This window comes from Bradyrhizobium sp. 137 (assembly GCF_023074095.1).
Classification (GTDB): domain Bacteria; phylum Pseudomonadota; class Alphaproteobacteria; order Rhizobiales; family Xanthobacteraceae; genus Bradyrhizobium.
Map to the genome: position 1 here is coordinate 131,593 of NZ_JADPKU010000044.1, position 20,341 is coordinate 151,933.

General features: G+C 63.6%; 24 protein-coding genes. 12 read left to right on the plus strand and 12 right to left on the minus strand.

Translation table 11 applies throughout. From position 1 onward, the window contains the following. Nucleotides 1–41: 41 nt before the first annotated feature. The gene (locus IVA78_RS09795; protein WP_247277634.1) at nucleotides 42–1,175 is read left to right on the plus strand and encodes a GNAT family N-acetyltransferase; all 1,134 of its coding nucleotides are present in this window, start codon (nucleotides 42–44) and stop codon (nucleotides 1,173–1,175) included. A gap of 52 nt (nucleotides 1,176–1,227) precedes the next feature. On the opposite strand, the gene wrbA is transcribed toward IVA78_RS09795, so the two are convergent. The 3 genes from wrbA to IVA78_RS09810 form a co-directional block, all read right to left on the minus strand. After that, a complete protein-coding gene (gene wrbA, locus IVA78_RS09800; RefSeq protein WP_247277633.1) occupies nucleotides 1,228–1,827 on the minus strand; it encodes an NAD(P)H:quinone oxidoreductase in 600 nt (199 codons plus the stop codon). Between the two features lie 154 nt (nucleotides 1,828–1,981). Beyond that, the gene (locus IVA78_RS09805) at nucleotides 1,982–2,680 is read right to left on the minus strand and encodes a pirin family protein (protein ID WP_247417072.1); all 699 of its coding nucleotides are present in this window, start codon (nucleotides 2,678–2,680) and stop codon (nucleotides 1,982–1,984) included. A gap of 37 nt (nucleotides 2,681–2,717) precedes the next feature. Beyond that, the gene (locus IVA78_RS09810) at nucleotides 2,718–3,470 is read right to left on the minus strand and encodes an SDR family oxidoreductase (RefSeq protein WP_247277632.1); all 753 of its coding nucleotides are present in this window, start codon (nucleotides 3,468–3,470) and stop codon (nucleotides 2,718–2,720) included. Between the two features lie 117 nt (nucleotides 3,471–3,587). On the opposite strand from IVA78_RS09810, the gene IVA78_RS09815 reads away from it, so the two are divergent. Beyond that, nucleotides 3,588–4,523, plus strand: coding sequence for a LysR family transcriptional regulator (locus tag IVA78_RS09815; protein ID WP_247277631.1), 936 nt, complete (start codon nucleotides 3,588–3,590; stop codon nucleotides 4,521–4,523). Nucleotides 4,524–4,642: 119 nt separating this feature from the next. Here IVA78_RS09815 and IVA78_RS09820 read toward each other — a convergent pair whose 3' ends face one another. Continuing rightward, the gene (locus tag IVA78_RS09820; protein ID WP_247277630.1) at nucleotides 4,643–4,906 is read right to left on the minus strand and encodes a hypothetical protein; all 264 of its coding nucleotides are present in this window, start codon (nucleotides 4,904–4,906) and stop codon (nucleotides 4,643–4,645) included. A gap of 147 nt (nucleotides 4,907–5,053) precedes the next feature. On the opposite strand from IVA78_RS09820, the gene IVA78_RS09825 reads away from it, so the two are divergent. Both IVA78_RS09825 and IVA78_RS09830 read left to right on the plus strand, forming a co-directional pair. Then, entirely contained in the window at nucleotides 5,054–6,040 is a 987-nt protein-coding gene (locus IVA78_RS09825) for a tripartite tricarboxylate transporter substrate binding protein (RefSeq protein WP_247277629.1), read from the plus strand. A 95-nt stretch (nucleotides 6,041–6,135) separates the two neighbouring features. Beyond that, nucleotides 6,136–6,480, plus strand: a complete 345-nt coding sequence (locus IVA78_RS09830) for a hypothetical protein (protein ID WP_247277628.1) — start codon at nucleotides 6,136–6,138, stop codon at nucleotides 6,478–6,480. A gap of 74 nt (nucleotides 6,481–6,554) precedes the next feature. Here the strand turns inward: IVA78_RS09830 and IVA78_RS09835 are convergent, their stop codons facing one another. The 3 genes from IVA78_RS09835 to IVA78_RS09845 all read right to left on the minus strand — a co-directional run bounded on the left by IVA78_RS09835 (nucleotide 6,555) and on the right by IVA78_RS09845 (nucleotide 9,070). Beyond that, nucleotides 6,555–7,025, minus strand: coding sequence for a YbaK/EbsC family protein (locus IVA78_RS09835; RefSeq protein ID WP_247277627.1), 471 nt, complete (start codon nucleotides 7,023–7,025; stop codon nucleotides 6,555–6,557). Nucleotides 7,026–7,077: 52 nt separating this feature from the next. Then, nucleotides 7,078–7,809 (minus strand): haloacid dehalogenase type II, encoded by a 732-nt coding sequence (locus tag IVA78_RS09840; protein ID WP_247277626.1) that lies wholly within the window; start codon nucleotides 7,807–7,809, stop codon nucleotides 7,078–7,080. Nucleotides 7,810–8,185: 376 nt separating this feature from the next. Beyond that, nucleotides 8,186–9,070: an amidohydrolase family protein gene (locus IVA78_RS09845; RefSeq protein ID WP_247277625.1), complete on the minus strand. Its 885-nt coding sequence runs from the start codon at nucleotides 9,068–9,070 to the stop codon at nucleotides 8,186–8,188. 304 nt (nucleotides 9,071–9,374) lie between these two features. Here IVA78_RS09845 and ykgO point away from each other — a divergent pair, with 304 nt between their 5' ends. From ykgO to IVA78_RS09860, 3 genes are all read left to right on the plus strand, one after another. Beyond that, complete coding sequence (gene ykgO, locus IVA78_RS09850; RefSeq protein ID WP_006611362.1) at nucleotides 9,375–9,500, plus strand: type B 50S ribosomal protein L36; 126 nt, start codon at nucleotides 9,375–9,377, stop codon at nucleotides 9,498–9,500. A gap of 105 nt (nucleotides 9,501–9,605) precedes the next feature. After that, nucleotides 9,606–10,247, plus strand: coding sequence for a tetratricopeptide repeat protein (locus IVA78_RS09855; protein ID WP_247277624.1), 642 nt, complete (start codon nucleotides 9,606–9,608; stop codon nucleotides 10,245–10,247). Nucleotides 10,248–10,354: 107 nt separating this feature from the next. After that, nucleotides 10,355–10,615 carry a hypothetical protein gene (locus IVA78_RS09860; RefSeq protein WP_247277623.1) on the plus strand — a complete coding sequence of 87 codons (261 nt, stop codon included), beginning with the start codon at nucleotides 10,355–10,357 and terminating at the stop codon, nucleotides 10,613–10,615. 7 nt (nucleotides 10,616–10,622) lie between these two features. Here the strand turns inward: IVA78_RS09860 and IVA78_RS09865 are convergent, their stop codons facing one another. After that, nucleotides 10,623–10,805 carry a hypothetical protein gene (locus IVA78_RS09865; RefSeq protein WP_247277622.1) on the minus strand — a complete coding sequence of 61 codons (183 nt, stop codon included), beginning with the start codon at nucleotides 10,803–10,805 and terminating at the stop codon, nucleotides 10,623–10,625. Between the two features lie 328 nt (nucleotides 10,806–11,133). Between IVA78_RS09865 and IVA78_RS09870 the strand changes: the two genes are divergently transcribed. Next, nucleotides 11,134–12,090, plus strand: a complete 957-nt coding sequence (locus IVA78_RS09870) for an alpha/beta hydrolase (RefSeq protein ID WP_247277621.1) — start codon at nucleotides 11,134–11,136, stop codon at nucleotides 12,088–12,090. Between the two features lie 18 nt (nucleotides 12,091–12,108). Here IVA78_RS09870 and cycA read toward each other — a convergent pair whose 3' ends face one another. Then, nucleotides 12,109–12,504, minus strand: coding sequence for a cytochrome c-550 CycA (gene cycA, locus IVA78_RS09875; RefSeq protein ID WP_247277620.1), 396 nt, complete (start codon nucleotides 12,502–12,504; stop codon nucleotides 12,109–12,111). A gap of 276 nt (nucleotides 12,505–12,780) precedes the next feature. On the opposite strand from cycA, the gene IVA78_RS09880 reads away from it, so the two are divergent. Then, nucleotides 12,781–14,274, plus strand: a complete 1,494-nt coding sequence (locus IVA78_RS09880) for an FAD-linked oxidase C-terminal domain-containing protein (protein ID WP_247277619.1) — start codon at nucleotides 12,781–12,783, stop codon at nucleotides 14,272–14,274. A 211-nt stretch (nucleotides 14,275–14,485) separates the two neighbouring features. On the opposite strand, the gene IVA78_RS09885 is transcribed toward IVA78_RS09880, so the two are convergent. The 3 genes from IVA78_RS09885 to IVA78_RS09895 all read right to left on the minus strand — a co-directional run bounded on the left by IVA78_RS09885 (nucleotide 14,486) and on the right by IVA78_RS09895 (nucleotide 16,715). Continuing rightward, complete coding sequence (locus tag IVA78_RS09885) at nucleotides 14,486–14,824, minus strand: antibiotic biosynthesis monooxygenase family protein (RefSeq protein ID WP_247277618.1); 339 nt, start codon at nucleotides 14,822–14,824, stop codon at nucleotides 14,486–14,488. Nucleotides 14,825–15,185: 361 nt separating this feature from the next. Further along, entirely contained in the window at nucleotides 15,186–15,500 is a 315-nt protein-coding gene (locus IVA78_RS09890; RefSeq protein WP_247277617.1) for a hypothetical protein, read from the minus strand. Nucleotides 15,501–15,809: 309 nt separating this feature from the next. Then, nucleotides 15,810–16,715, minus strand: a complete 906-nt coding sequence (locus IVA78_RS09895; RefSeq protein WP_256464547.1) for a ferritin-like domain-containing protein — start codon at nucleotides 16,713–16,715, stop codon at nucleotides 15,810–15,812. 332 nt (nucleotides 16,716–17,047) lie between these two features. Between IVA78_RS09895 and IVA78_RS09900 the strand changes: the two genes are divergently transcribed. From IVA78_RS09900 to IVA78_RS09910, 3 genes are all read left to right on the plus strand, one after another. Next, the gene (locus IVA78_RS09900; protein WP_247277616.1) at nucleotides 17,048–18,286 is read left to right on the plus strand and encodes an FAD-binding protein; all 1,239 of its coding nucleotides are present in this window, start codon (nucleotides 17,048–17,050) and stop codon (nucleotides 18,284–18,286) included. After that, nucleotides 18,283–19,605 carry a glycolate oxidase subunit GlcF gene (gene glcF, locus IVA78_RS09905; RefSeq protein ID WP_247415098.1) on the plus strand — a complete coding sequence of 441 codons (1,323 nt, stop codon included), beginning with the start codon at nucleotides 18,283–18,285 and terminating at the stop codon, nucleotides 19,603–19,605. Before IVA78_RS09900 ends, glcF begins: the two co-directional genes overlap by 4 nt. A gap of 84 nt (nucleotides 19,606–19,689) precedes the next feature. Further along, nucleotides 19,690–20,049, plus strand: coding sequence for a histone (locus tag IVA78_RS09910; protein WP_247277614.1), 360 nt, complete (start codon nucleotides 19,690–19,692; stop codon nucleotides 20,047–20,049). Nucleotides 20,050–20,341: the final 292 nt, after the last annotated feature.

The following is a 20,341-nucleotide window of genomic DNA, read 5'->3' on the forward strand; positions in this document are numbered from 1 at the left end:
CATAATCTATCCGGAAACTTCAGTAATCCTATGTCCCGCGGATGACGTTCCTCAGCGTCGAGCAATCAGAAGGCCGGGTGTCGAGCACGTCGGGAATCGCGGTCGATTTCATACGCGACTGGCGGCGGGCCGCATTGCGCCTGAATGCAAGCCATCGCACCGCGTTCCAGCACGGTTACTGGCTCGGCGCCTGGTACGAGGCGTTCCACGACCTCACACCGCTGATCGCCGTGATCTCCGATGCCGCGACCGGCAAGGACATCGCTCTTGTGCCGATGATCAGCCATACCAGGCGCGGCATCCGCGTGGTCGAATTTGCCGATCTCGGCGTCTCCGATAACAATGCGCCGATCCTGTCGCTTGACGCGGATGCGCCAGATGCCATCAGCAAGGCGTTGATCGATGCACTACGCGCCTTGCCCGATGGCTTCGATCTGCTGCGCCTGAGGAAGATGCCGGCCCAAATCGGCGGCAAGCCGAACCCGCTGGTCTCGCTCGGCCGGATCGGATCCTCCTCGCTCAACGGCAATCTGGTGCTGATGGGCGACGACTATGAGGCTTACCAGGCCTCGATCAAGCGCATGCAGATGCCGCGCTGCTGGCGCGTCTTCAGCCGTCATGCCGGCGCGCGGTTCGAGATCGCTGCGGATATCGCTCGCGCGCATGAACTGCTGGATGTCATGGATGTTCAGCAGCAGGCGCGCATGCGAAAGCTCGGCTCGCCATTTATCCTCAACGACGAGACCCATGCGCGATTTTACCGCGAGGTCGCCCGCCAGGGCGTCGTGGAAGGCTATGCCGTCGTCTCGGCGCTGGTCTGCGACGAGGGCGTCGTCGCCACCTCGCTCGGCGTCAGGCAGGATGCGACTTACTACCTGCTGCGCATCAGCCACGCCGGTGATTCATGGTCGAGCTGCTCGCCCGGGCTGCTCGTCGCCGAGCGCACCATGGCCGCACTGCATGCAGGGGGCGTGCGCTGCTTCGATCTCAGCATCGGCAATCAGGACTATAAGCGCCGCTTCGGCGCTCAGAGGGTCCCGCTGACCGATGTCAGCGTCGCACTGTCCTGGCGGGGCCTGCCCTATGCATGGCGCGACCACGCCGCGCAGGGGCTGCGCCGTCACCCGAGGCTCGCCGCGCTTGCGGCGCGGGCGATGGGCAAGGGGACGCGCTGAAGCGGCATTCCCGAACGAGAAATGCCGCCCGCGATCGCGTCAGCCGTGCAGCTCAGCCATGTAGTTTCCTGGCGGTCTCCGCGATCTGGCGGCCCTGATAGCGTGCGCCGGCGAGCTCGTTGGCGCTGGGCTGGCGGCTGCCATCGCCGCCGGTGATGGTGGTGGCGCCGTAGGGCGCGCCACCCGTGACCTCGTCCAGCTTCATCTGTCCGGCGAAGCCGTAGTTCATGCCGACGACGATCATGCCGAAATGCAGCAGGTTGGTGATGATCGAGAACAGGGTCGTTTCCTGGCCGCCATGCTGGGTCGCGCTCGACGTGAACGCGCCGCCGACCTTGCCGTGGAGCGCGCCCTTGGCCCACAGCCCGCCGGCCTGGTCGAGGAAGTTGGCCATCTGCGAGGCCATCCGGCCGAACCGGGTGCCGGTACCGACGATGATCGCGTCGTAATTGGCGAGATCTTCGATCTTGGCGAGGGGGGCGGCCTGATCGAGCTTGTAGTGCGAGGCTTTCGCGACCTCCGCCGGCACCAGCTCCGGCACGCGCTTGATGTCGACGGTGGCGCCGGCCTCGCGCGCGCCTTCGGCAACGGCATTCGCCATCGCCTCGATGTGACCATAGGCGGAATAATAGAGGACGAGAACTTTGGTCATGGGTGGTCTCCGTTGGATGACGAGGTGAGTTGCTTGTTCGCCGTCGTTGCCGGGCTTGACCCGGCAGCCCATCGCTTTTCAAAAAGCTCTTTACGAAGGCGATGGATGCCCGGCTCAAGGCCGGGCATGACGAGTTGCTGTGTGGTGGGGGCGCCTACGCCGCATCGACGAGCACGAGCTCCGTATCTTCCAGAGCGGTGATCTTCAGCCTGTCCTCGTCGCGGATTGCGGCGCCATCGCGGGCTTCGACGCGAACGCCATTGACCTCGACCGCGCCCGCAGCCGGCACCAGGTAGAGGTGCCGTGACTTCTGCGGCGTGTATTCTGCGCTCTCGCCGGCCTTCAGCGTGGTGGCGAGCACCCGCGCATCGGCGCGGATCGGCAGCGCGTCGGTGTCGTCCTCGAAGCCGCTCGCGATGGTGACGAGCTTGCCGGAACGGTCCGCCTTGGGGAATGGTTTCGAGCCCCAGGTCGGCTGACCGCCGCGTGCGGTCGGCTCGATCCAGATCTGGAAGATCCGCGTTCTGGTCGGCTCGAGATTGTACTCGGAGTGGCGGATGCCGCTGCCGGCGCTCATCACCTGCACGTCGCCGGCCTCGGTGCGTCCCTCGTTGCCGAGGCTGTCCTGATGGGTGATCGCGCCCTCGCGCACATAGGTGATGATTTCCATGTTGGCGTGGGGGTGAGCGGGAAAGCCGGTGTTCGGCGCGATCTCGTCGTCGTTCCACACCCGCAGGGCGCCGTGAGCCATGTTGTTCGGGTCGTAGTGGCTGGCGAAGGAGAAATGATGCTTGGCCTTGAGCCAGCCGTGATCGGCGCCGCCGAGCTTTGCGAAAGGTCTGAGTTCGATCATTTGCGTAATTCCTTGACTTGAACGGACGGCGCCTGAATCAGGCGCCGAATCCGCCGTCGACATTGAGCACCGTTCCGGTGACGAAGGAGGCTTCGGGGCTTGCGAGGAAGACGACGCCGGCTGCAACTTCCTCGGGGCGGCCGAAGCGCTGGAGCGCGTGCTGCTTGCGCTGGGTCTCGGCGAACTCGCCGCCGTCCTTCGGATTCATGTCGGTGTCGATCGAGCCCGGCTGCACCACGTTCACGGTGATGCCGCGTGGGCCGAGATCGCGCGCCGCACCCTTGGTGTAGCCGACCACGGCCGCCTTGGTGGCGACGTAGTCGGCGAGTCCGGGGAACGAGGCGCGGTCGGCCAGCATCGAGCCGACGGTAATGATGCGGCCGCCCTCATTCATCAATTGCGAGGCGGCGCGGATAGCCGCGATCACGCCATGCACGTTGATCAGATCCTGGCGGGCGAACGCTTCGGTGTCGGCATTGGCATCGTCGATCGCTCCGCCCGCGGCGACGCCGGCATTGTTGACGAGGATGTCGAGATGGCCGAACTCCTTGGCCACGTCTTTGACCAGCTGCGTCACGTCACTGGCCGAAGCCTGATCGGCCTTGAAGGCGCGTGCCTTGACGCCCTTGGCTTTCAAATCGGCAACGACGGCCTCCGCCTTTTCGGGCGAGGCGACGTAGCTGATGGCGACGTCCGCGCCTTCATCTGCGAGCGCGCGGGCCGACGCCGCGCCGATGCCGCGCGAGCCGCCGGTGACGAGAGCAACCTTGCCTGAGAGCTTCTTGGTCATTGGATGTCTCCATTGCTGGAATTGCGATTGACGCTTGGATAAGCCTCCGCCTGTGGTATAGAAATAGAAACTGTTGAAACTCATTGTTTCATTAAATAAACTAACGACGGACTTCACATGGCAAAACTCCCCGATTTCGAGGCGCTCGCGGTTTTCGCAAAAGTCGTGGAATTGCGGTCGTTTGCGGGGGCCGCAAGCGAGCTCGCGATGTCGAAGGCGACGGTCTCCAAGGCGGTCACCCGGCTGGAGGAGCGGCTCGGCGCCCGGCTGTTCAACCGTACCTCCCGCCGGCTCGCGTTGACCGATGCCGGCCACAAGCTCGCCGAACGCGCGACGCGCCTGCTGGCCGATGGCGAAGCCGCGGAGAACGAAGCGCTGGCGCAATCGGTGGCGCCGCGCGGCCTGGTCCGGCTCGCTGTGCCCATGACATTCGGCATCAAGGCCGTGGCGCCGCTGCTGCCGGAATTCTTTCAGGCCTATCCGGAAGTCTCGGTCGACCTGCATTTGAGCGATGCGACCGTCGACCTGATCGGGGAAGGCTTTGACATGGCGGTACGGATCGCGCGGCTGCCGGATTCCTCGCTGATCGCACGGCAGCTCTTCACCATGCCGCGCTATACCGTGGCGGCGCCGTCTTACCTCAAGCAATATGGCCGTCCGACGCATCCGATGCATCTGGCCGAGCACAAATGCTTCAGCTACGCCTATCTCTCGACGCCGAATGCCTGGCACTACACCAATTCGGCCGGTGAGCAGGCCAGCGTGCGCCCGGGCGGCCAGCTCCGCGTCAACAATGGTGAAGCGGTGATGCCGGCGCTGATCGCGGGCCTCGGTATCGCCGAGTTGCCCGAGTTCATCGTCGGCGAGGCGATCTCCTCAGGTCAGGTCGAAGTGATCCTCAAGGACTGGAAGCAGGCCGAAGGCGCCGTGCACCTGGTGACGCCGCCCGGTGGCCCGCGTCCCGCACGTGTCGAGGCCCTTGGCGATTTCCTGGCCGCGAAGCTGCCGGGCACCTGTAAGCGGCGGACACGCGGGAAGGCAAAGACGTCGTAGACCCACGCAGACTGACAGATCTAACGACCTCGTCATTGCGAGCGCAGCGAAGCAATCCAGAGTAAACCCGCGGAGAAACTCTGGATAGCTTCGTTGCAAGAGCTCTTCGCAATGACGGGTTAAAACGAAGGCAACTTCACGCCGTCGATCGCGACAATCCGCAAGCTCGGCTTCAGTGTCCCTTCCAGCTGGGACTTCAATTCGTGAACACGCGGGTCGCTCGAGCGTCTCGCGCAAACCGCATATTGATGGACAGATTGCGCCAGTGCGCGTCGCGCTTCCGGCGTTCGCGTCATTTCGGGCGTTGAAAGTCGCAACACGATCGCGGCGAGATTCACCAGCATCTCGTCCAAGGCGACGTCGATGGTCGCGAGTTTTCCCATGGCACACTCCTTGGAATGAAAACGGAGGCCTCAGGCATGCGTTCCGGACCCAGTCGAACATGGCTAATGCTTCGTAAACATCTTGTTCTTGCCGATCGCGACGTTAGGCTGGCGAGCGAACAAAGAAAATGAGGGGAGGGACCTGCCATGGACCGACGCGACGTCCTGCGCGCCGCTGCTGCACTGCCGTTGTTGCGCGCTGGGTTACCTGACAATGCCTTTGCTCAAACCTATCCAGCCCGCAACATCACCATGATCGTGCCGTTTCCCGCTGGCGGACAGGCCGATCTGGCGGCGCGTCCGGTGGCCCAGGCGCTGGAGCGGATTCTCGGCAAGCCCGTGATCGTCGACAACCGCGCCGGCGGTGGCGGCGGATCGGTGGGCAATGCCGCGGCCGCGCGCGCCGAGCCCGACGGCTACACGCTGCTGATGACACTGTCCTCGCTCGCGGTGCTCCCCGAAGCCGACCGCCTGTTCGAGCGTCCTGTTGCGTACGAAGTCTCGCAGTTCATGCCGATCGCGCGCGTGCTCGCCGATCCCACGCTGCTCGCGGTGCCAGCCTCGGCACCGTGGAAGACGGCGCAGGATTTCGTCGAGGACGCGAAGAGGCGACCGGGCCAGATCACCTATGGCTCGTCCGGGCCCTACGGCACGCTGCACGTGGCGATGGAGATGTTCGCAAGCAGCGCCGGCATCAAGCTGCTGCATGTGCCGTTCCGCGGCGCAGGTCCCGCACTGACCGCCATCCTCAGTGGTACCGTGCAGGCGATCGCCGCGGCACCCGGCACGCTGAAGCCGCAGGTCGACGGCGGCAAGCTGCGCGTGCTCGGCAATTGCGGCGCGCAGCGCATCGCGAGCTTCCCCGACGTGCCGACCTTTCAGGAACTCGGCTACAGGGATGTCGAGATGTACATCTGGGCCGGCCTGTTCGCGCAGAGCGCGCTGCCGGCCGCGATCGCGACCCGTCTGCGCGAGGCGATGGCGCAGGTGATGACGAGTCCGGACGTGCTCAAATCGTTCGAGGCCTCGGGCAGCCTCGTGGCCTATCAGGATGCCCCGGCCTTCGCGCAATTCGTCGCGGCCGACAGCGCGCGGCTGATCGCGGCGGTGAAGAAGATCGGCAAGGTCGAGTAGGTTCCAGACGCGCTTTCACATTTTGTTGTTGGTCCAGAACCTTCCCCCGCCTCATTGATTGAGGAGGTTTTGACGGATTCGGGAAGGATCGGGACATGCGAACAGAGCGGATTGCGCTGGGTGTGGCGCTCGCGATCAGCGGCATCGTCGCGCAGAGCGCGGCATCTGCGCAAGAATACCGCGGCACGATGGAACAGCAGATGGCCTGCACGCCTGATGTGTGGCGTCTGTGCAGCGATCAGATTCCCGACGTGAACCGCATCGTGGCCTGCTTGCAGCAGAACACGCCGCAACTCTCCAGCGGGTGCCGTGCGGTGTTCCAGTCGAACAATCAGGCCCAGCCGCAGCAGCCGGTCCCGCGCAACCGCGCCGCGCCGCCGCCGCCGCGCTATAATGCGGCTCCGCCCGGGGCTCAGCCCCGACCCTACGATGACGATTAAAGTGCTTTCGCGCGACGTGGATACCCGGTCGCGCGGAGAGGTTCGGTTCTGATTCGATCAGAACCGATAAGGCTCTAGTCGCGCCTGATTTCGCAGACGTCGACCCATTCGGCCGCGACCAACTCGGCCATCCGGTCAGGGGTGATGCGCACGGCACTGTGGGTCGAGCCCGCGGCTGGCACCACGACGTCGAACGCTTTCAGCGAGACGTCGCAATAGATCGGCAGCGGTGCCTTCAGGCCGAACGGGCACACGCCGCCGACCTCGTGGCCGGTGATCTCGGCGACCTCCTCCGGTCCCAGCATTTTCGGCTTGCCCCCGAACTGCGCCTTCACCTTCTTGTTGTCCATGCGCGATGTGCCGGCAGCGACGATCAGGATCACGCGCTCGCCGACGCGCAACGAGAGCGTCTTGGCGATGCGCCCCGGCTCGACGCCATAGGCTTCGGCCGCCAGCGTCACCGTGGCGGAGCTGATCGGGGATTCGATGACGGTAATGTCGGGGGCTTTCTCGGCGAAGAAATCGCGAACGGATTGCAGGCTCATTCCAAACAGCTCATTCCAGCAGTTCACTCGAACTCATGGCAGCTAGCGATCCCTAAGCGATGCTTGGCAGCTCGGAGAGCGCGCGGACACGATGATCCGGCGCGAAGCCGAGCTCGTCCATCTGGGTGCGGATCGCCTTGAACATCGTCAGCGGTGCCATGAGTTCGGTCTCGACGCAAGCCAGCGCCATGGCTTCGGGTGCCACCCGCTCGATCCAGGCAACCTTCAATCCGAATGATTTCGCGCCGGCGGCGTCCCAGGGATTGGAGGAGACGAACAGAACCTCGTTCGGCTTGGTGCCCAGCACCTCGCCGATGAGGCCATAGGCCTCCGGGCTCGGCTTGAAGATATTCTTGGCGTCGACGCTGATGGTGGCATCGAGCAGGCGATCGAGGCCGGTATTCCGCACCAACGCGTTCAGCATGTGCGGGCTGCCATTGGAGAGGACCGCGAGCTTGCGCGGCTTCAGCGCGGTGAGCGCATCGATCGCATCCGGATAGAGCTCAAGATGCAGATATTTCTCGATCACGCGCTCGAACGCCTCGCTGTCATAAGCGAGCCCGAGCACGCGCAACGTATAGGCCAGGGAGTCGCGCGTGACCGCCGAAAAATCCTGGTAGCGCCGCATCAGCGAGCGCAACCAGGTATATTCGAGCTGCTTGATGCGCCAGATCTGCGTGATGATCCCGCCATAGCCTGGAAATGCATCCTCGGTGATCTCAGCGACCGACTGGATATCGTAGAGCGTTCCGTAGGCGTCGAAGACGACGGCTTTGAGGGGCAATTGACCGTCCTCCGGGCTCGATGCAGCCGCAGGACTATAGCGGGCCCCGTGATATCGATCCAAGCAGGAAATTCGGATCGGGCGCTGTTGCGCGGCCAAGAGTGTGCGAGGAATTCGATCGGGTTGCGAGGCGAACGCTGCAATATTTCAACGAAGCGAAGCGCATCTGGCGTGAATGCGTTCCGAAGTCGATCAGGCTGATACCACCGAAGGGGAGTTCCTGCGTGCAGTTGAGAAGCTGCGCGCCGAAGCCACTAGAGAACCGGGAGTTACACCGTGATTTGGCGCGGACGATGTGACCGGAGGCAGCTTCCGTTGGCGCAGTATCCGTTGCGCCCACGAAAATCAGCCAGACTCCACCGATCCATGAGCGCGTCTAGATTCCCAGCAGCTTGCGCGCGTTGGCCTTGAGCACCTTGGGCCGGATCTCGTCGCGGATGTCGATCTTGGCAAAATCCGACAGCCAGCGATCCGGCGTGATCACCGGCCAGTCCGAGCCGAACAGCATCTTGTCCTGGAGAATCGAGTTGATGTAGCGCACCAGGATCGGCGGGAAATATTTCGGCGACCAGCCCGAAAGGTCGATGTAGACGTTCGGCTTGTGGGTTGCGACCGACAGTGCCTCCTCCTGCCAGGGGAAGGAGGGGTGGGCGAGAATGATCTTGAGGTCGGGGAAATCGGCCGCGACATCGTCCATGTACATCGGGTTGGAGTATTTCAGCCGCATGCCCATGCCGCCGGGCATGCCGGAGCCGACGCCGGTCTGGCCGGTGTGGAACAGCGCGATGGCGCCGCCATTGTTGATCTCTTCATAGAGTGGATAGGCCATGCGGTCATTGGCGTAGAAGCCCTGCATGGTCGGGTGGAATTTGAAGCCGCGTACGCCGTATTCCTCGATCAGCTTGCGCGCCTCGCGGACGCCCAGCTTGCCCTTGTGCGGGTCGATGGAGACGAAGGGGATGAGGACGTCGAGGTGGTCGGAGGCGACCTCCAGCATCTCGTAATTGTTGTAACGGCGGAAGCCCGTCTCGCGCTCGGCGTCGACTGGGAAGATCACGGCGGCGATGTTCTTGGCGCGGTAGTACGCCGCGGTCTCCGGCACTGTCGGCGGATGCTTGTTTGGCGACTTGAAATACTCCGCCATCTGCGCCTGGAAATCGTCATAGCCGTCGTCAGCATGGCAGCCGCAGGGCTCCTCGGCATGGGTGTGGATGTCGATGGCGACGACATCGTCGATGTTGGGCAGCTTCAGCTTCGGCATGGTTTTCCTCCCGGCGGGTTGCCGAATTGATTATATGATATAACGAATTTTGCAAGGCAAAGCCGCAGGTTATCGATTGGCAGATCGAGCCGATCCGGCCGTTTCTACTGTGCATGGGGTTGTTTTCACGAATTTGCTGGTTCGGAACGGGGCCGTTAACATTGACATCACCGCCCGCCATGACTTAAGAACCGCCCCGTCCCGGGCGGTCGGTCTGCCAGCGGGAAAAATCTCATTTTGCCACATTCGCGCGTGCCGAAACGGTAGTGCCGAACACGGCCTTTCGAACGTTCAGGATTCTGCCATGAAGGTCCGTAACTCGCTGAAATCGCTGCGCGGTCGCCATCGCGCCAACCGCCTGGTCCGCCGCAAGGGCCGGGTCTATGTGATCAACAAGGTGCAGCGCCGCTTCAAGGCGCGCCAGGGCTGATCTCGCCCTGCCGGACGCCGCGCGCGTCCCGCAAGACCCGGTCTCACACGAGTTTGACGCCGCCTTTGCTTTGCAAGGGCGGCTTTACGCGTTTAGACTTTCACCATGGCAGTGAGATTCCCTTTCGCGCTTACGCTGTGTCTGGCCCTTGTCCTGGGAACCGCCGGCTTCGCCCCGGCGCGAGCACAGCAGATTGAGCCGCCGCCCCCGCCCGGCAAGCAGAAGAAGCTGCCGGAAGCGCCGGCCAAGCTGCCCAAGGTCGACCGCACCAAGAATCTCGATTTCCTGTTCGGCGCGCTGAAGGCGGCGCCCGATGAGGCCAGCGCCAAGCATGTCGAGGCGCGGATCTGGGCGATCTGGCTCCAGACCCCGAGCGACACCGCGGCACTGTTGATGTCGCGCGCCAAGACCGCGGTCGACGCGCAGAAGATCGAGGTCGCGATCAAGCTGCTGGATTCGGTCATCAAGCTCAGGCCCGACTACATCGAGGCGTGGAACCGGCGCGCCACGCTCTATTACATGCAGAACGATTACGGCCGCTCGCTCGCCGACATCCAGCAAGTGCTGATCCGCGAACCGCGCCATTTCGGTGCGCTCGCCGGGCTCGGCATGATTATGCAGGAGGTTGGTGACGAGAAGCGCGCGCTGGACGCCTACCGCAAGGCACTCGCCGTCAATCCGCACCTCGAGAAGATTCCCGACCAGGTCAAGGCCCTGACCGAGAAGGTCGAAGGCCGCGACATCTAGCTTCTAGCGATCGCGGCCGGCGCGGATTAACCACGATCGCAGGCGTCGCATCGTGAGGGCTATTGCCGGGGCCGCCGCGGGCCTACCTGCAGGGCAGGAGCAAAGCCATGAAGCGTTTGATCTTTGCGGGTAGCTTGCTGCTCGCGTCGGGCACGGCGAGCCTCGCCGACGGATTGTTCTGGGTGGTCGGCAACCGCGCCACCGGCAAATGCAACATCGTGACCAGCAATCCCGTGATCATCGGCGATATCTGGTTCGGTGACGGCCCCTACAAATCCAAGGCCGACGCCAAGGTTGCGCGTTCAACGATCCGCGCCTGTCCCGCGCTCACGCCGGACGAGGAAAAGGACGAGGACGGGTCGAACTAGCCTGCACTCAATGCAGGACGCTGCCGCCGCGCTCGGAGAGGCCGCGATCGGCGGCTGCAGCGTAAGCCTTTGCAAGCTCCGCTTCGAGATGCTCGTTGATCAGGAGCAGCGCCCGCACGGCACCGCGCAGGTCGCCGTTACAGCTCGCGACGATCTCATCGATCGCAGTGTCATTCGATCTGAAGCTCATCGAAAATCCTCCGGTTCAACCAGGAAACATCCTGCCGGTCTTTCCCGCATCCCCGAGGTTGCGAGGAGGATCGGCGCCCACCCGCGCCTAGATGGCCGAACCGACCATGGCGATTATATGGATTCCGCGATGACGACTGCATGAAGCTGGGCCGAGGCGTCCGTGTCGCCAAGGAATATTGTTGATTCCATTGAGTTTTTACGCTCCCCAATTGTGCACATATCCACAGCCCACCATTTCCGGTGGAAGCCTTGATGCCGGCTGAGCGAAACTGCCGTGTGCCAAGACTCGTAACTGCCCTGTGCCCAGGATCGCCCGGATTCTCTCGATGATCGTGATGTCAATCGTGACGGCGCTGGTTCTGCTGGCGCTGGTCACGCAGGCTGGAATCGTCGTCGTGCAGCGCGCCTTTCCGGCGCAGGGCCGGATGATCGAGGTCGACGGCGCTGTGCTTCACGTCCTCGATCTCGGCCCGCGCGACGCTGGCCTGCCGATCGTGATGCTGCACGGCGCGAGCTCCAATCTCGAAGCGATGCGACGGCCGCTCGGCGATCTCCTCGCCAGGGATCATCGCGTCATTCTGATCGATCGCCCCGGCCACGGCTGGAGCACGCGCCTGCGGCGGCAGGATTCGACGCCGCAGATCCAGGCGCGGATGATCGATGAAGCGCTTCATAGGCTCGGGATCGATCGCGCGGTGTTCGTGGTGCATTCCTGGAGCGGCGCCCTCGGCGCGCGGATCGCGCTCGATCACCCCCACCGCGTTGCCGGCCTCGTGATGCTCGCGCCCGTCACTCATCCCTGGCGCGGCGGCGTCGGCCGCTACAACGAGATCATCGCAACGCCCGTGGTCGGTCCGCTGCTCGCCTACACGATCACGCTGCCGCTCGGCTACGTCCTCACCGAATCCGGTGCGCGCAACGTCTTCCTGCCCCAAGTCATGCCGGACGGCTTCGTCAAGGATTCCGCGACGCCGCTGCTGCTGCGTCCGCGCGAGTTCATCGCCAATGCCTTTGACCTGGTGACGCTGAAGGAAGCAGTGGCCGGGCAAGTCGCGCGTTACGGCGAGATATCGGCGCCGGTCACGATCATCGCCGGCGAGCCCGACAAGACCGTCTCGACCGGCATCCACGCGCGCCCGCTCGCTGCCACCGTGCCGAATGCGAAGTTGATCGTGCTGCCCGATCTCGGCCACATGGTGCAGAACGCCGTGCCGGATCTCGTGAAGGCGGAGATCGAGGCGATGATCGGCAAGATCGTGCCGGCGCAGGCGGCCGCCGATTAGCGGCCGCCTTTTCCGCGTTTACTGCTTGATCTTCCCGTCCTTGTCGAATTGGGAAATGAAGGCCCAGAGATTGTTGATCTCGGTCTCGTTCTTGATGCCGGCGAAGGCCATCTTGGTGCCGGGGATCTTGGCCTTGGGATCCTTGATGTATTCCTTGAACGTCGCCTCGTCCCAGGTGATGCCGGAATTCTTGTTCGCATCCGTGTAGTTATAATCGGGAGCGGTGCCCGACTTGCGGCCGTTGAGGCCGTTGAGCTCGGGGCCGACCTTGTTCTTGGCGCCTTCGCCGATCGCGTGGCAGGCCAGGCATTTGTTGAACGACGTCTTGCCGGCCGCGACATCCTGCGCCATCGCGGCGGGTGCGGTGGCAATCACGGTGAGGGTCGTCAGTGCGCCAAAGGTCAGTTTTGTCATCGGGTGCTCTTCGTCTCTTCCCTGGTGGGTCTAGTCAGTCTCTTGCCTGAGCGGCAATGGTCGGACGTGCCGGTTTTGGCAGGCCTGCCCGGCTTGGACAAGCCGCCAGACCATGACAGGTTTCACGATTTCCTACTTGTCCCAGAGCGAAGTCGCGGAAAGATCGTTGTCCGACTTTCGGATGGCCTACCCAAACATCCGCGGACGTGGTTGATTTGCCGCAACAAATTGATCAGGCGGCCTGGGCCGGAAAGGAAATGCCATGAAGGATTTGATATGGCTATCATGATGCCTGCGAGCGACCAGGCCGTGCTCGCGCGCCGCGCGGACATCGTTGCCGCGCTGCGCGCAATCGTGCCTGGCGAGGGTGTGATCGACAGCGCCGCCGAGATGCGAGCCTATGAATCCGACGGATTGACGGCCTATCGGCAGCCGCCGATGGTCGTGGTGCTGCCCGACACCACCGAGCAGGTCTCGCTGGTCCTGAAGTATTGTGCAGGGCAGGGCATCAAGGTCGTGCCGCGGGGGTCCGGTACCTCGCTATCCGGCGGCGCCCTGCCGCTCGAGGATGGCGTGCTGCTCGGGCTCGGCAAGTTCAAGCGCATCCGCGAGATCGATTTCGAGAACCGCGTCGTCGTGACCGAGCCCGGCGTCACCAATCTCGCCATCAGTCAGGCGGTCGCGCATGCCGGATTCTATTACGCGCCCGACCCGTCCTCGCAGATCGCCTGCTCGATCGGCGGCAACGTCGCGGAAAATTCCGGCGGCGTGCATTGCCTGAAATACGGCATGACCACCAACAACGTGCTCGGTTGCGAGATCGTGCTGATGAGCGGCGAGATCCTGCGCATCGGCGGCAAGTCGGCGGAGAACCCCGGCTACGACTTGATGGGAGTCATCACCGGTTCCGAGGGCCTGCTCGGGGTCATCACCGAGATCACCGTGCGCATCCTGCAAAAGCCGGAGACCGCGCGCGCGCTGATGGTCGGCTTCGCAGAAGTCGAAGCCGCCGGCGAATGCGTGGCACGCATCATCGGCGCCGGCATCATCCCTGGGGGCATGGAGATGATGGACAAGCCCGCGATCCACGCGGCCGAAGCCTTCGTCCACGCCGGCTATCCGCTCGACGTCGAGGCGCTGCTCATCATCGAACTCGACGGTCCCAAGATCGAGGTCGACGAGCTGATCACGCGCGTCGAGGCGATCGCGAATGGCTGCGGCTCCACCACCTGCCAGATCTCCAATTCCGAGGCCGAGCGCAATCTGTTCTGGGCGGGCCGGAAAGCCGCGTTCCCCGCGGTCGGGCGCATCTCGCCCGATTATCTCTGCATGGACGGCACCATCCCGCGCGGTGCGCTGCCGAAGGCGCTGGCGCGCATCCGCGAACTCTCGGAAAAATACCAGCTCGGCTGCGCCAATGTGTTCCATGCCGGCGATGGCAATCTGCATCCGCTGATCCTCTACGACGCCAATAAGCCTGGCGAGATCGAGCGTGCGGAGGCGTTCGGTGCGGACATCCTGCGCGCCTGCGTCGAATTCGGCGGCGTGCTCACCGGCGAGCACGGCGTCGGCATCGAGAAGCGCGATCTGATGCCCGACATGTTCAGCGAGATCGACCTCAACCAGCAGCAGCGCCTCAAATGCGCCTTCGACGCCCAGGGCCTGCTCAATCCCGGAAAGATGTTTCCGACCCTGCATCGCTGCGCCGAGCTCGGTCGCATGCATGTCCACGCAGGCAAGCTGGCGTTTCCGGATATCCCGCGGTTCTAGGCTCGCAATGTCGGATATTCCTCATCCTGGGCTGTCTATGTCGACGCTATCGGGAGAAGTCCTCGCCGCAATTCACACCCGAAGATCGGTCACGTTTCAGCTCGATCGCGCGAGTGGCGGCGATTGGCAGGGGACGCATGACGGGGCGTGACGCGGCGCCGAACGGCGCAGCGAGGCTACACCATTCGGCTTTCCTGATGCTGCCGCGGGTCTACATCAGCGCATATTGCGTGCGTTCGCGCCTGGTCAGCAGAGGTAGGGCTTGACCGGCGATATGGGTCTTAAAATGTGCGCTGTCCTGATGCGCCTTGAATGCGGCCTCGTCGCGGAATAGCTCGTAGAACAGGAACTGGGCCGGATTGTCCTTGGCGCGGCTGATCAGGAATAGTTTTACGCCGGGTTCGCTTTGAGCCTGTGGCAGGAAGCTGCGCAGGATCTCGGCAACCCGATCGGCTTCTTCAGCCTTCGCTTCCCATTGCGCCACAACCAGCAAACCGCCGCCGCCGACGGCCTGATGGATGGCCTGTTGGTTCATTGCCTGTTCGTCCATGATGGAGCTCCGTTTTGACGAAGACCATGCGACCAGTAGCCAAGTCTCGGGTGAAGATGGTTCGATCATGATCGAAGTGCGGATGTCGCAGGAGCTGAGGCCCGAGGTACACTCCACATCCTCATGGGAGACCGCGAAGCTGTCGTCTCGCCTATGAAGGCCCGGCGGTTGCAGCGCGGATCTCGTCCTTCGAGACGCTTGCTGCGCAAGCTGCTCAGGACGAGGGAAGGTGCCACGCTCCGGGGTGGCCGCCCACGTTCGCAACCCTCGTCGTCGCCTTGGGATCGCTCACACAAAGAGCCGCCGGGTTGAGACCGCGGCGGCTCCTGTCATTGGCCTATTGGCAATTGCGAGATGGCCGTCAGTAGCTACGTTTCGTGTTCGCGCCCGTGGTTTGGCCAGGAGCGTAGCCAGAAGCGCCGGGATGACCTTTCTTAGAACCCATGGCCTGCTTCTTATGTCCCGGAGCGTAGCCGGATGCTCCCGGATGGCCTGCCTTGGAGCCCTTGGTTTGCATCTCGTGGCCCGGCGTCTTGCTTGATACGCCTTGGGCAAAGACAGCCGGCGCAGTGCCGATGAGGGCGATGGCAGAAAGTGCAATTATCATCCTCTTCATCTTCATTCCTCCTCTCAACGAATAACTTTGATCAACGAGTTGGAAACTGCGCAGTTCCATGAACGCCTGTTCATCAATCTATTATCGCAGGTCAGCAAACGCCCGATGTGCGCCTCGCGCCGATTCGCCGAAAGCAGTGCCGATGATCGCGACGGTTGATGCAGAACGCGGAGTCGAGCTGTGGGCGCCGAGAGATTGCGTCGCTACGGTTCTTGCTTGCTCGACGTACCGACGATGATCTCGTCCGGGTGGGGCGAGCCACCCAAACAAGATTACGACAGCATCAAGAGCGACCTACCCAATGATCGTGCGCAGGCGCGTTTCGGCCGCCGGCACGACGGCCGATCCGGCTCCCATTCGGCCGAGAACTCAGGTGGATTTGAGCACGCCGTTCATTCCGTTCGGATAGAACCCGCCTTTGCTGACACCCTGCTTCTCGGTCAGATAGACGATATGCAGCACCTCCTGCGGCGTGCGGCGGAAGGCAATGGCATCGGGCGTTGACGGAACGACATTGGCTTTGCCGTTCATCCGGATGCCCTGGTCCTTGTCCTGACCACCGTCGACCTGGTCCCGGGCGTCGGAGATGGCGTTGGCCGCATTCCAGGCCTTTTCACCCATCAAATAGAGCTGCGAGCGCGCCATGCCCATGTGGTACGCCTCGACGGCCAGAATGCCCGCCGCAGCCTCGACGAACTCCTTGCTCTTGAGCAACGGCGCTGCCCCGGCATATGCCGTCACGCCGACATCCTCAAACAGCATGCCGCCCAGCAAGACACTCATGTCATCGGCAAACGGATCGAAGTCGGCGGGCAGACCAGCGGCCTGGGCGGCTGCCTTGAAGCCCGCATCGAAATCGATGGCCGGGCGCGATACCGCCATCCTGCCCAGCGTCTTGCGATAGAAGCGCACGTGGGCAAGCTCGTTTTCAGCCAGCTCCTCGACAAACTCGCGGATTTCCTTCCTGTCGAACTTGGCTTCGTGTCCGCCAGCGACCCTCGCGGCGTCGGGTCCAGCGTCAGAATCGTCGATCCCCTTGCCGGTCGTGGCACGCAGATAAAACTCAGCCTCCATGTATTCCAGGTTCAGCGCGAACTGAAAGATGTCCTCATCCTTCACTTCGGCGGCATGTATTCCCACCCCAGTGGTTTCCTGGTGCTTCTGTTGTGCTTTGTGCTGCGCATGGGCTGTGGGGATCAACAGCCCACTCAGGCCAAGGACCGACAAACCGGCAACGGATTGCCGTCGGGAGATACGAACTCGCTCCACGTTCATGGCAAGCCTCCTCTTCGTGGTGATTGTGACGCGCCTGACAAGAGCCGTAGATCGCCCCGCCCATTTCGCTCGCTTCGCGCCGGCGCGCCGAATGCATGTCAAATGCGAGTGCTTGCGTCCGTTCCTATTGGAGTCCTCACTCAGAGAGCAGGCAACCCTAATCGTCCGCAATCGCCCCTGACGACAGTCGTATGGCGTGCGCTGACGTCTGCCCAGCAGGGGGAGCGCGTGGCCGCCGCTCTTTCGCGTTGCACCAGAGATTGCCGGGCTGGGCGATGCTCAAGGCTTGCCAGATTTGATTTCCGGCGCGAATTTCGTTACGGCCTCTTCCCGTGGATACGCTGAAGGTCAGAGACGCCAAAGACGTCGAAGAAGTGGTGCGCGCGGCGATCGCCAACGAGCAGCCGCTCGAGATCATCGGTCATGGCTCCAAGCGCGGCATCGGCCACGCGATGGCGACCAATGCCGTGCTCGACGTCTCGGCGCTCAATGCCGTCACCTCCTACGAGCCCAACGAGCTGATCGTCACGCTCCAGGCCGGTGCGCCGCTGGCCGACGTGCTGTCGCTGATCGATGCCAAGAACCAGCAATTCGCCTTCGAGCCGATGGACACGGCGCCGTTGCTCGGCACGCCGGCGCTCGGAACCATCGGCGGCATGATCGCCGCCGGGCTCGCTGGTCCGCGGCGGATCAGGGCGGGCGGGGCGCGCGATCACCTGCTCGGGGCGCACGCCGTCTCCGGTTTCGGCGACAGCTTCAAGACCGGCGGCAAGGTGGTGAAGAACGTCACAGGCTACGACCTCTGCAAGCTTCTCGCCGGATCCTGGGGCACGCTGTCGGTGATGACGGAGGTCACGCTCAAAGTGATGCCCAAGCCCGAGGCCGAGCGGACGTTGGTGCTGCACGGGCTCGACGACCCCGGGGCCAACAAGGCCATGACGGCGGCACTCGGCTCGCCCTTCGACGTTTCCGGTGCCGCGCATCTGCCGAAATCGGCCTTTCGGGCCAAGTCGGAAGGACTTGGCGACATCGGGGGCCAGGACGAGGCGCTGACCGTGCTGCGGCTCGAGGGCATCACGGCCTCTGCCGCGCACCGCGCAGGCTCCTTGCGCGAATTGCTGGCGCCGTTCGGAACTGCGACGCTGATCGAGGACGTGGCGTCCGCGGCGCTGTGGGCCACGATCCGCGACGTCCTGCCGTTCGCGGCAAGCGGTGCGCTTGGCGCCTGGCCGGTCTGGCGGATCGTCTGTCCGCCGGCATCAGGGGCAGCGCTCGGCACCCAATTGGCCCGTGAGACCGGCGGCGACGTGATCTACGATTGGGGCGGCGGGCTGATCTGGGCGGCGTTGCCGCCGAAGCCGGACGCGCATGCCCCGGCCGTGCGCCAGCGCACCAACGCGTTCGGAGGACATGCCACGCTGATCCGGGCGACCGAGGGCGTCAGGCGTGATGTCGATGTCTTCCATCCGCAAGCGCCTGGCATTGCCGCGCTGAGCGAGCGGGTGCGCGCCAGCTTCGATCCGAAGACCATTCTCAACCGGGGGCGGTTGACGCGGAGCGCTGCGACATGAAGACCGAATTCTCACTGGCGCAGCTCGCCGACCCCGACATCGCGGAGGCCGACAAGATCCTTCGCGCCTGCGTCCATTGCGGCTTCTGCACAGCAACCTGCCCGACCTATGTGCTGCTCGGCGACGAGCTCGATAGCCCGCGCGGCCGCATCTATCTGATCAAGGAGATGCTGGAAAAGGACCAGGCGCCGACCGCCGAGGTGGTCAAGCATGTCGACCGCTGCCTGTCGTGCCTCGCCTGCATGACGACCTGCCCCTCAGGGGTGAACTACATGCATCTCGTCGACCAGGCCCGGGTCCGGATCGAGCAGCGCTATCAGCGGCCGCTGACTGAGCGGTTGTTGCGCCAGGTGCTGGCCTTCGTCCTGCCGGACCCGCGGCGCTTTCGCGCGAGCATGGTGCTGGCGCGGCTGGCCCGCCCGCTTGCCGTCTTCCTGCCGACGCCTCGGCCCTCGGCCACGCCCGGGTTGATCCAGCGCATCAAGGCGATGCTGGCGCTGGCGCCGAACCGGCTGCCATCGCCGGGGCCCCGCGCCGGCAGCGTGTTCGCCGCGCTCGGCAAGAAGCGCGGCCGGGTCGCTCTGCTGCAAGGCTGCGCCCAGCAGGTGCTGGCGCCGCGCATCAACCAGGCTGCCATCAGCCTTCTCACCCGCCACGGCATCGAGGTTGTCCTGGTCCGGGACGAGCAGTGCTGTGGCGCGCTGACCCGTCATCTCGGCGACGACCATGACGCCTTGACGCGAGCCCGCGCCAATGTGGCGGCGTGGCGGAAGGAAGCGGCCGGCGAGGGGCTCGACGCCATCCTGGTGACGGCCTCCGGCTGCGGCACCGTGATCAAGGATTACGGCTATCTGCTGCGCGAGGACGCTGCGTTCGCCGCCGACGCGGCCAAGGTCTCCGCGATCGCCAAGGACATCACCGAATACGTCGCCGGCCTCGAACTCGCGACCACAGCGCCGCACGATGAAATCGTCGTCGCCTATCACTCTGCGTGTTCGTTGCAGCATGGGCAGAAAATCACGGGCCTTCCGAAAGAATTGCTTTCCAAGAATGGATTCGTGGTGAAAGATGTGCCGGAGAGCCATTTGTGTTGCGGTTCGGCGGGGACCTACAACATTCTCCAGCCCGAGCTTGCGGGCCGGTTGCGCGATCGCAAGGTCGCCAACATCGCGAGCGTCAAGCCGGACATGATTGCCGCGGGCAATATCGGTTGCATGGTGCAGATTGCCAGTGGCACGTCAGTTCCGGTCGTACACACGATTGAGCTTCTCGATTGGGCTACGGGCGGGTCGCGGCCGGCATTGAACGCGCAAGTTTGAGCTTTCAAAGGCTGAGCTTTCGTCCGGAAGTGACGGCTGAAGACGCCCGATCGACCATTGTTCGGCGGCAACAGGAGGACCACGATGGCGAAAGCGAAGAAGAAAAAAAGCAAGAAGGCCAAAAAGGCCAAGAAGGTCGTAGCGGCGAAGAAGAAGACCGCCAAGAAGGCAGCCAAGTCCGCGACGAAGTCTGCCAAGAAGGCTACGAAGAAATCTGCCAAGAAGGCAGCCCCGAAGAAGGCCGCCAAGAAGGCGGCGACTAGGTCGGCCAAGAAGGCCGCACCCAAGAAGGCCGCGAAGAAAGCGGCACCGAAGAAGGCGAAGGCAGCTCCTGCGCCGAAGCCATCAACGCCGGCAGCTCCGGCTGCCGAGCCTGTCGCTGAGACAAGCTGGGCGATGCCTTCGTCTTCTGCGGAAGCTGCGCCGGCCGAGGGGCAAGGCTAGGTCCAGCGACCACCATCGACGACAAGGAAGGCCGCGGCGGTGACGCTGCGGCCTTTTTGCATCGCCGCAAGCACCTTTAGAGGCCGCCCTTTCCTGCGCCTGTCTGATTCGTATCCGGGGCGCCACGCTGCCTGGCTTTCCCGTACTTGCACGGTCCCTCTCGTGCACCTTGCAACGCAAAGAATGTGTTCGAGAAGACACACAGGCTGACAACGTTTCGTGGAATCGTCAAAACGCCTAAAAAGTCGGCAAATGCCCGCGCTTTTTGCTTCACGGCTCGCACCCCTCAATC

Bases quoted from the DNA above. Each gene is read 5' to 3' on its own strand.
- IVA78_RS09795 (WP_247277634.1), top strand. From the start codon at position 42: ATGACGTTCCTCAGCGTCGAGCAATCAGAAGGCCGGGTGTCGAGCACG.
- wrbA (WP_247277633.1), bottom strand. From the start codon at position 1,827: ATGACCAAAGTTCTCGTCCTCTATTATTCCGCCTATGGTCACATCGAG.
- IVA78_RS09805 (WP_247417072.1), bottom strand. From the start codon at position 2,680: ATGATCGAACTCAGACCTTTCGCAAAGCTCGGCGGCGCCGATCACGGC.
- IVA78_RS09810 (WP_247277632.1), bottom strand. From the start codon at position 3,470: ATGACCAAGAAGCTCTCAGGCAAGGTTGCTCTCGTCACCGGCGGCTCG.
- IVA78_RS09815 (WP_247277631.1), top strand. From the start codon at position 3,588: ATGGCAAAACTCCCCGATTTCGAGGCGCTCGCGGTTTTCGCAAAAGTC.
- IVA78_RS09820 (WP_247277630.1), bottom strand. From the start codon at position 4,906: ATGGGAAAACTCGCGACCATCGACGTCGCCTTGGACGAGATGCTGGTG.
- IVA78_RS09825 (WP_247277629.1), top strand. From the start codon at position 5,054: ATGGACCGACGCGACGTCCTGCGCGCCGCTGCTGCACTGCCGTTGTTG.
- IVA78_RS09830 (WP_247277628.1), top strand. From the start codon at position 6,136: ATGCGAACAGAGCGGATTGCGCTGGGTGTGGCGCTCGCGATCAGCGGC.
- IVA78_RS09835 (WP_247277627.1), bottom strand. From the start codon at position 7,025: ATGAGCCTGCAATCCGTTCGCGATTTCTTCGCCGAGAAAGCCCCCGAC.
- IVA78_RS09845 (WP_247277625.1), bottom strand. From the start codon at position 9,070: ATGCCGAAGCTGAAGCTGCCCAACATCGACGATGTCGTCGCCATCGAC.
- ykgO (WP_006611362.1), top strand. From the start codon at position 9,375: ATGAAGGTCCGTAACTCGCTGAAATCGCTGCGCGGTCGCCATCGCGCC.
- IVA78_RS09855 (WP_247277624.1), top strand. From the start codon at position 9,606: ATGGCAGTGAGATTCCCTTTCGCGCTTACGCTGTGTCTGGCCCTTGTC.
- IVA78_RS09860 (WP_247277623.1), top strand. From the start codon at position 10,355: ATGAAGCGTTTGATCTTTGCGGGTAGCTTGCTGCTCGCGTCGGGCACG.
- IVA78_RS09865 (WP_247277622.1), bottom strand. From the start codon at position 10,805: ATGAGCTTCAGATCGAATGACACTGCGATCGATGAGATCGTCGCGAGC.
- IVA78_RS09870 (WP_247277621.1), top strand. From the start codon at position 11,134: ATGATCGTGATGTCAATCGTGACGGCGCTGGTTCTGCTGGCGCTGGTC.
- cycA (WP_247277620.1), bottom strand. From the start codon at position 12,504: ATGACAAAACTGACCTTTGGCGCACTGACGACCCTCACCGTGATTGCC.
- IVA78_RS09880 (WP_247277619.1), top strand. From the start codon at position 12,781: ATGGCTATCATGATGCCTGCGAGCGACCAGGCCGTGCTCGCGCGCCGC.
- IVA78_RS09885 (WP_247277618.1), bottom strand. From the start codon at position 14,824: ATGGACGAACAGGCAATGAACCAACAGGCCATCCATCAGGCCGTCGGC.
- IVA78_RS09890 (WP_247277617.1), bottom strand. From the start codon at position 15,500: ATGGAACTGCGCAGTTTCCAACTCGTTGATCAAAGTTATTCGTTGAGA.
- IVA78_RS09895 (WP_256464547.1), bottom strand. From the start codon at position 16,715: ATGAACGTGGAGCGAGTTCGTATCTCCCGACGGCAATCCGTTGCCGGT.
- glcF (WP_247415098.1), top strand. From the start codon at position 18,283: ATGAAGACCGAATTCTCACTGGCGCAGCTCGCCGACCCCGACATCGCG.
- IVA78_RS09910 (WP_247277614.1), top strand. From the start codon at position 19,690: ATGGCGAAAGCGAAGAAGAAAAAAAGCAAGAAGGCCAAAAAGGCCAAG.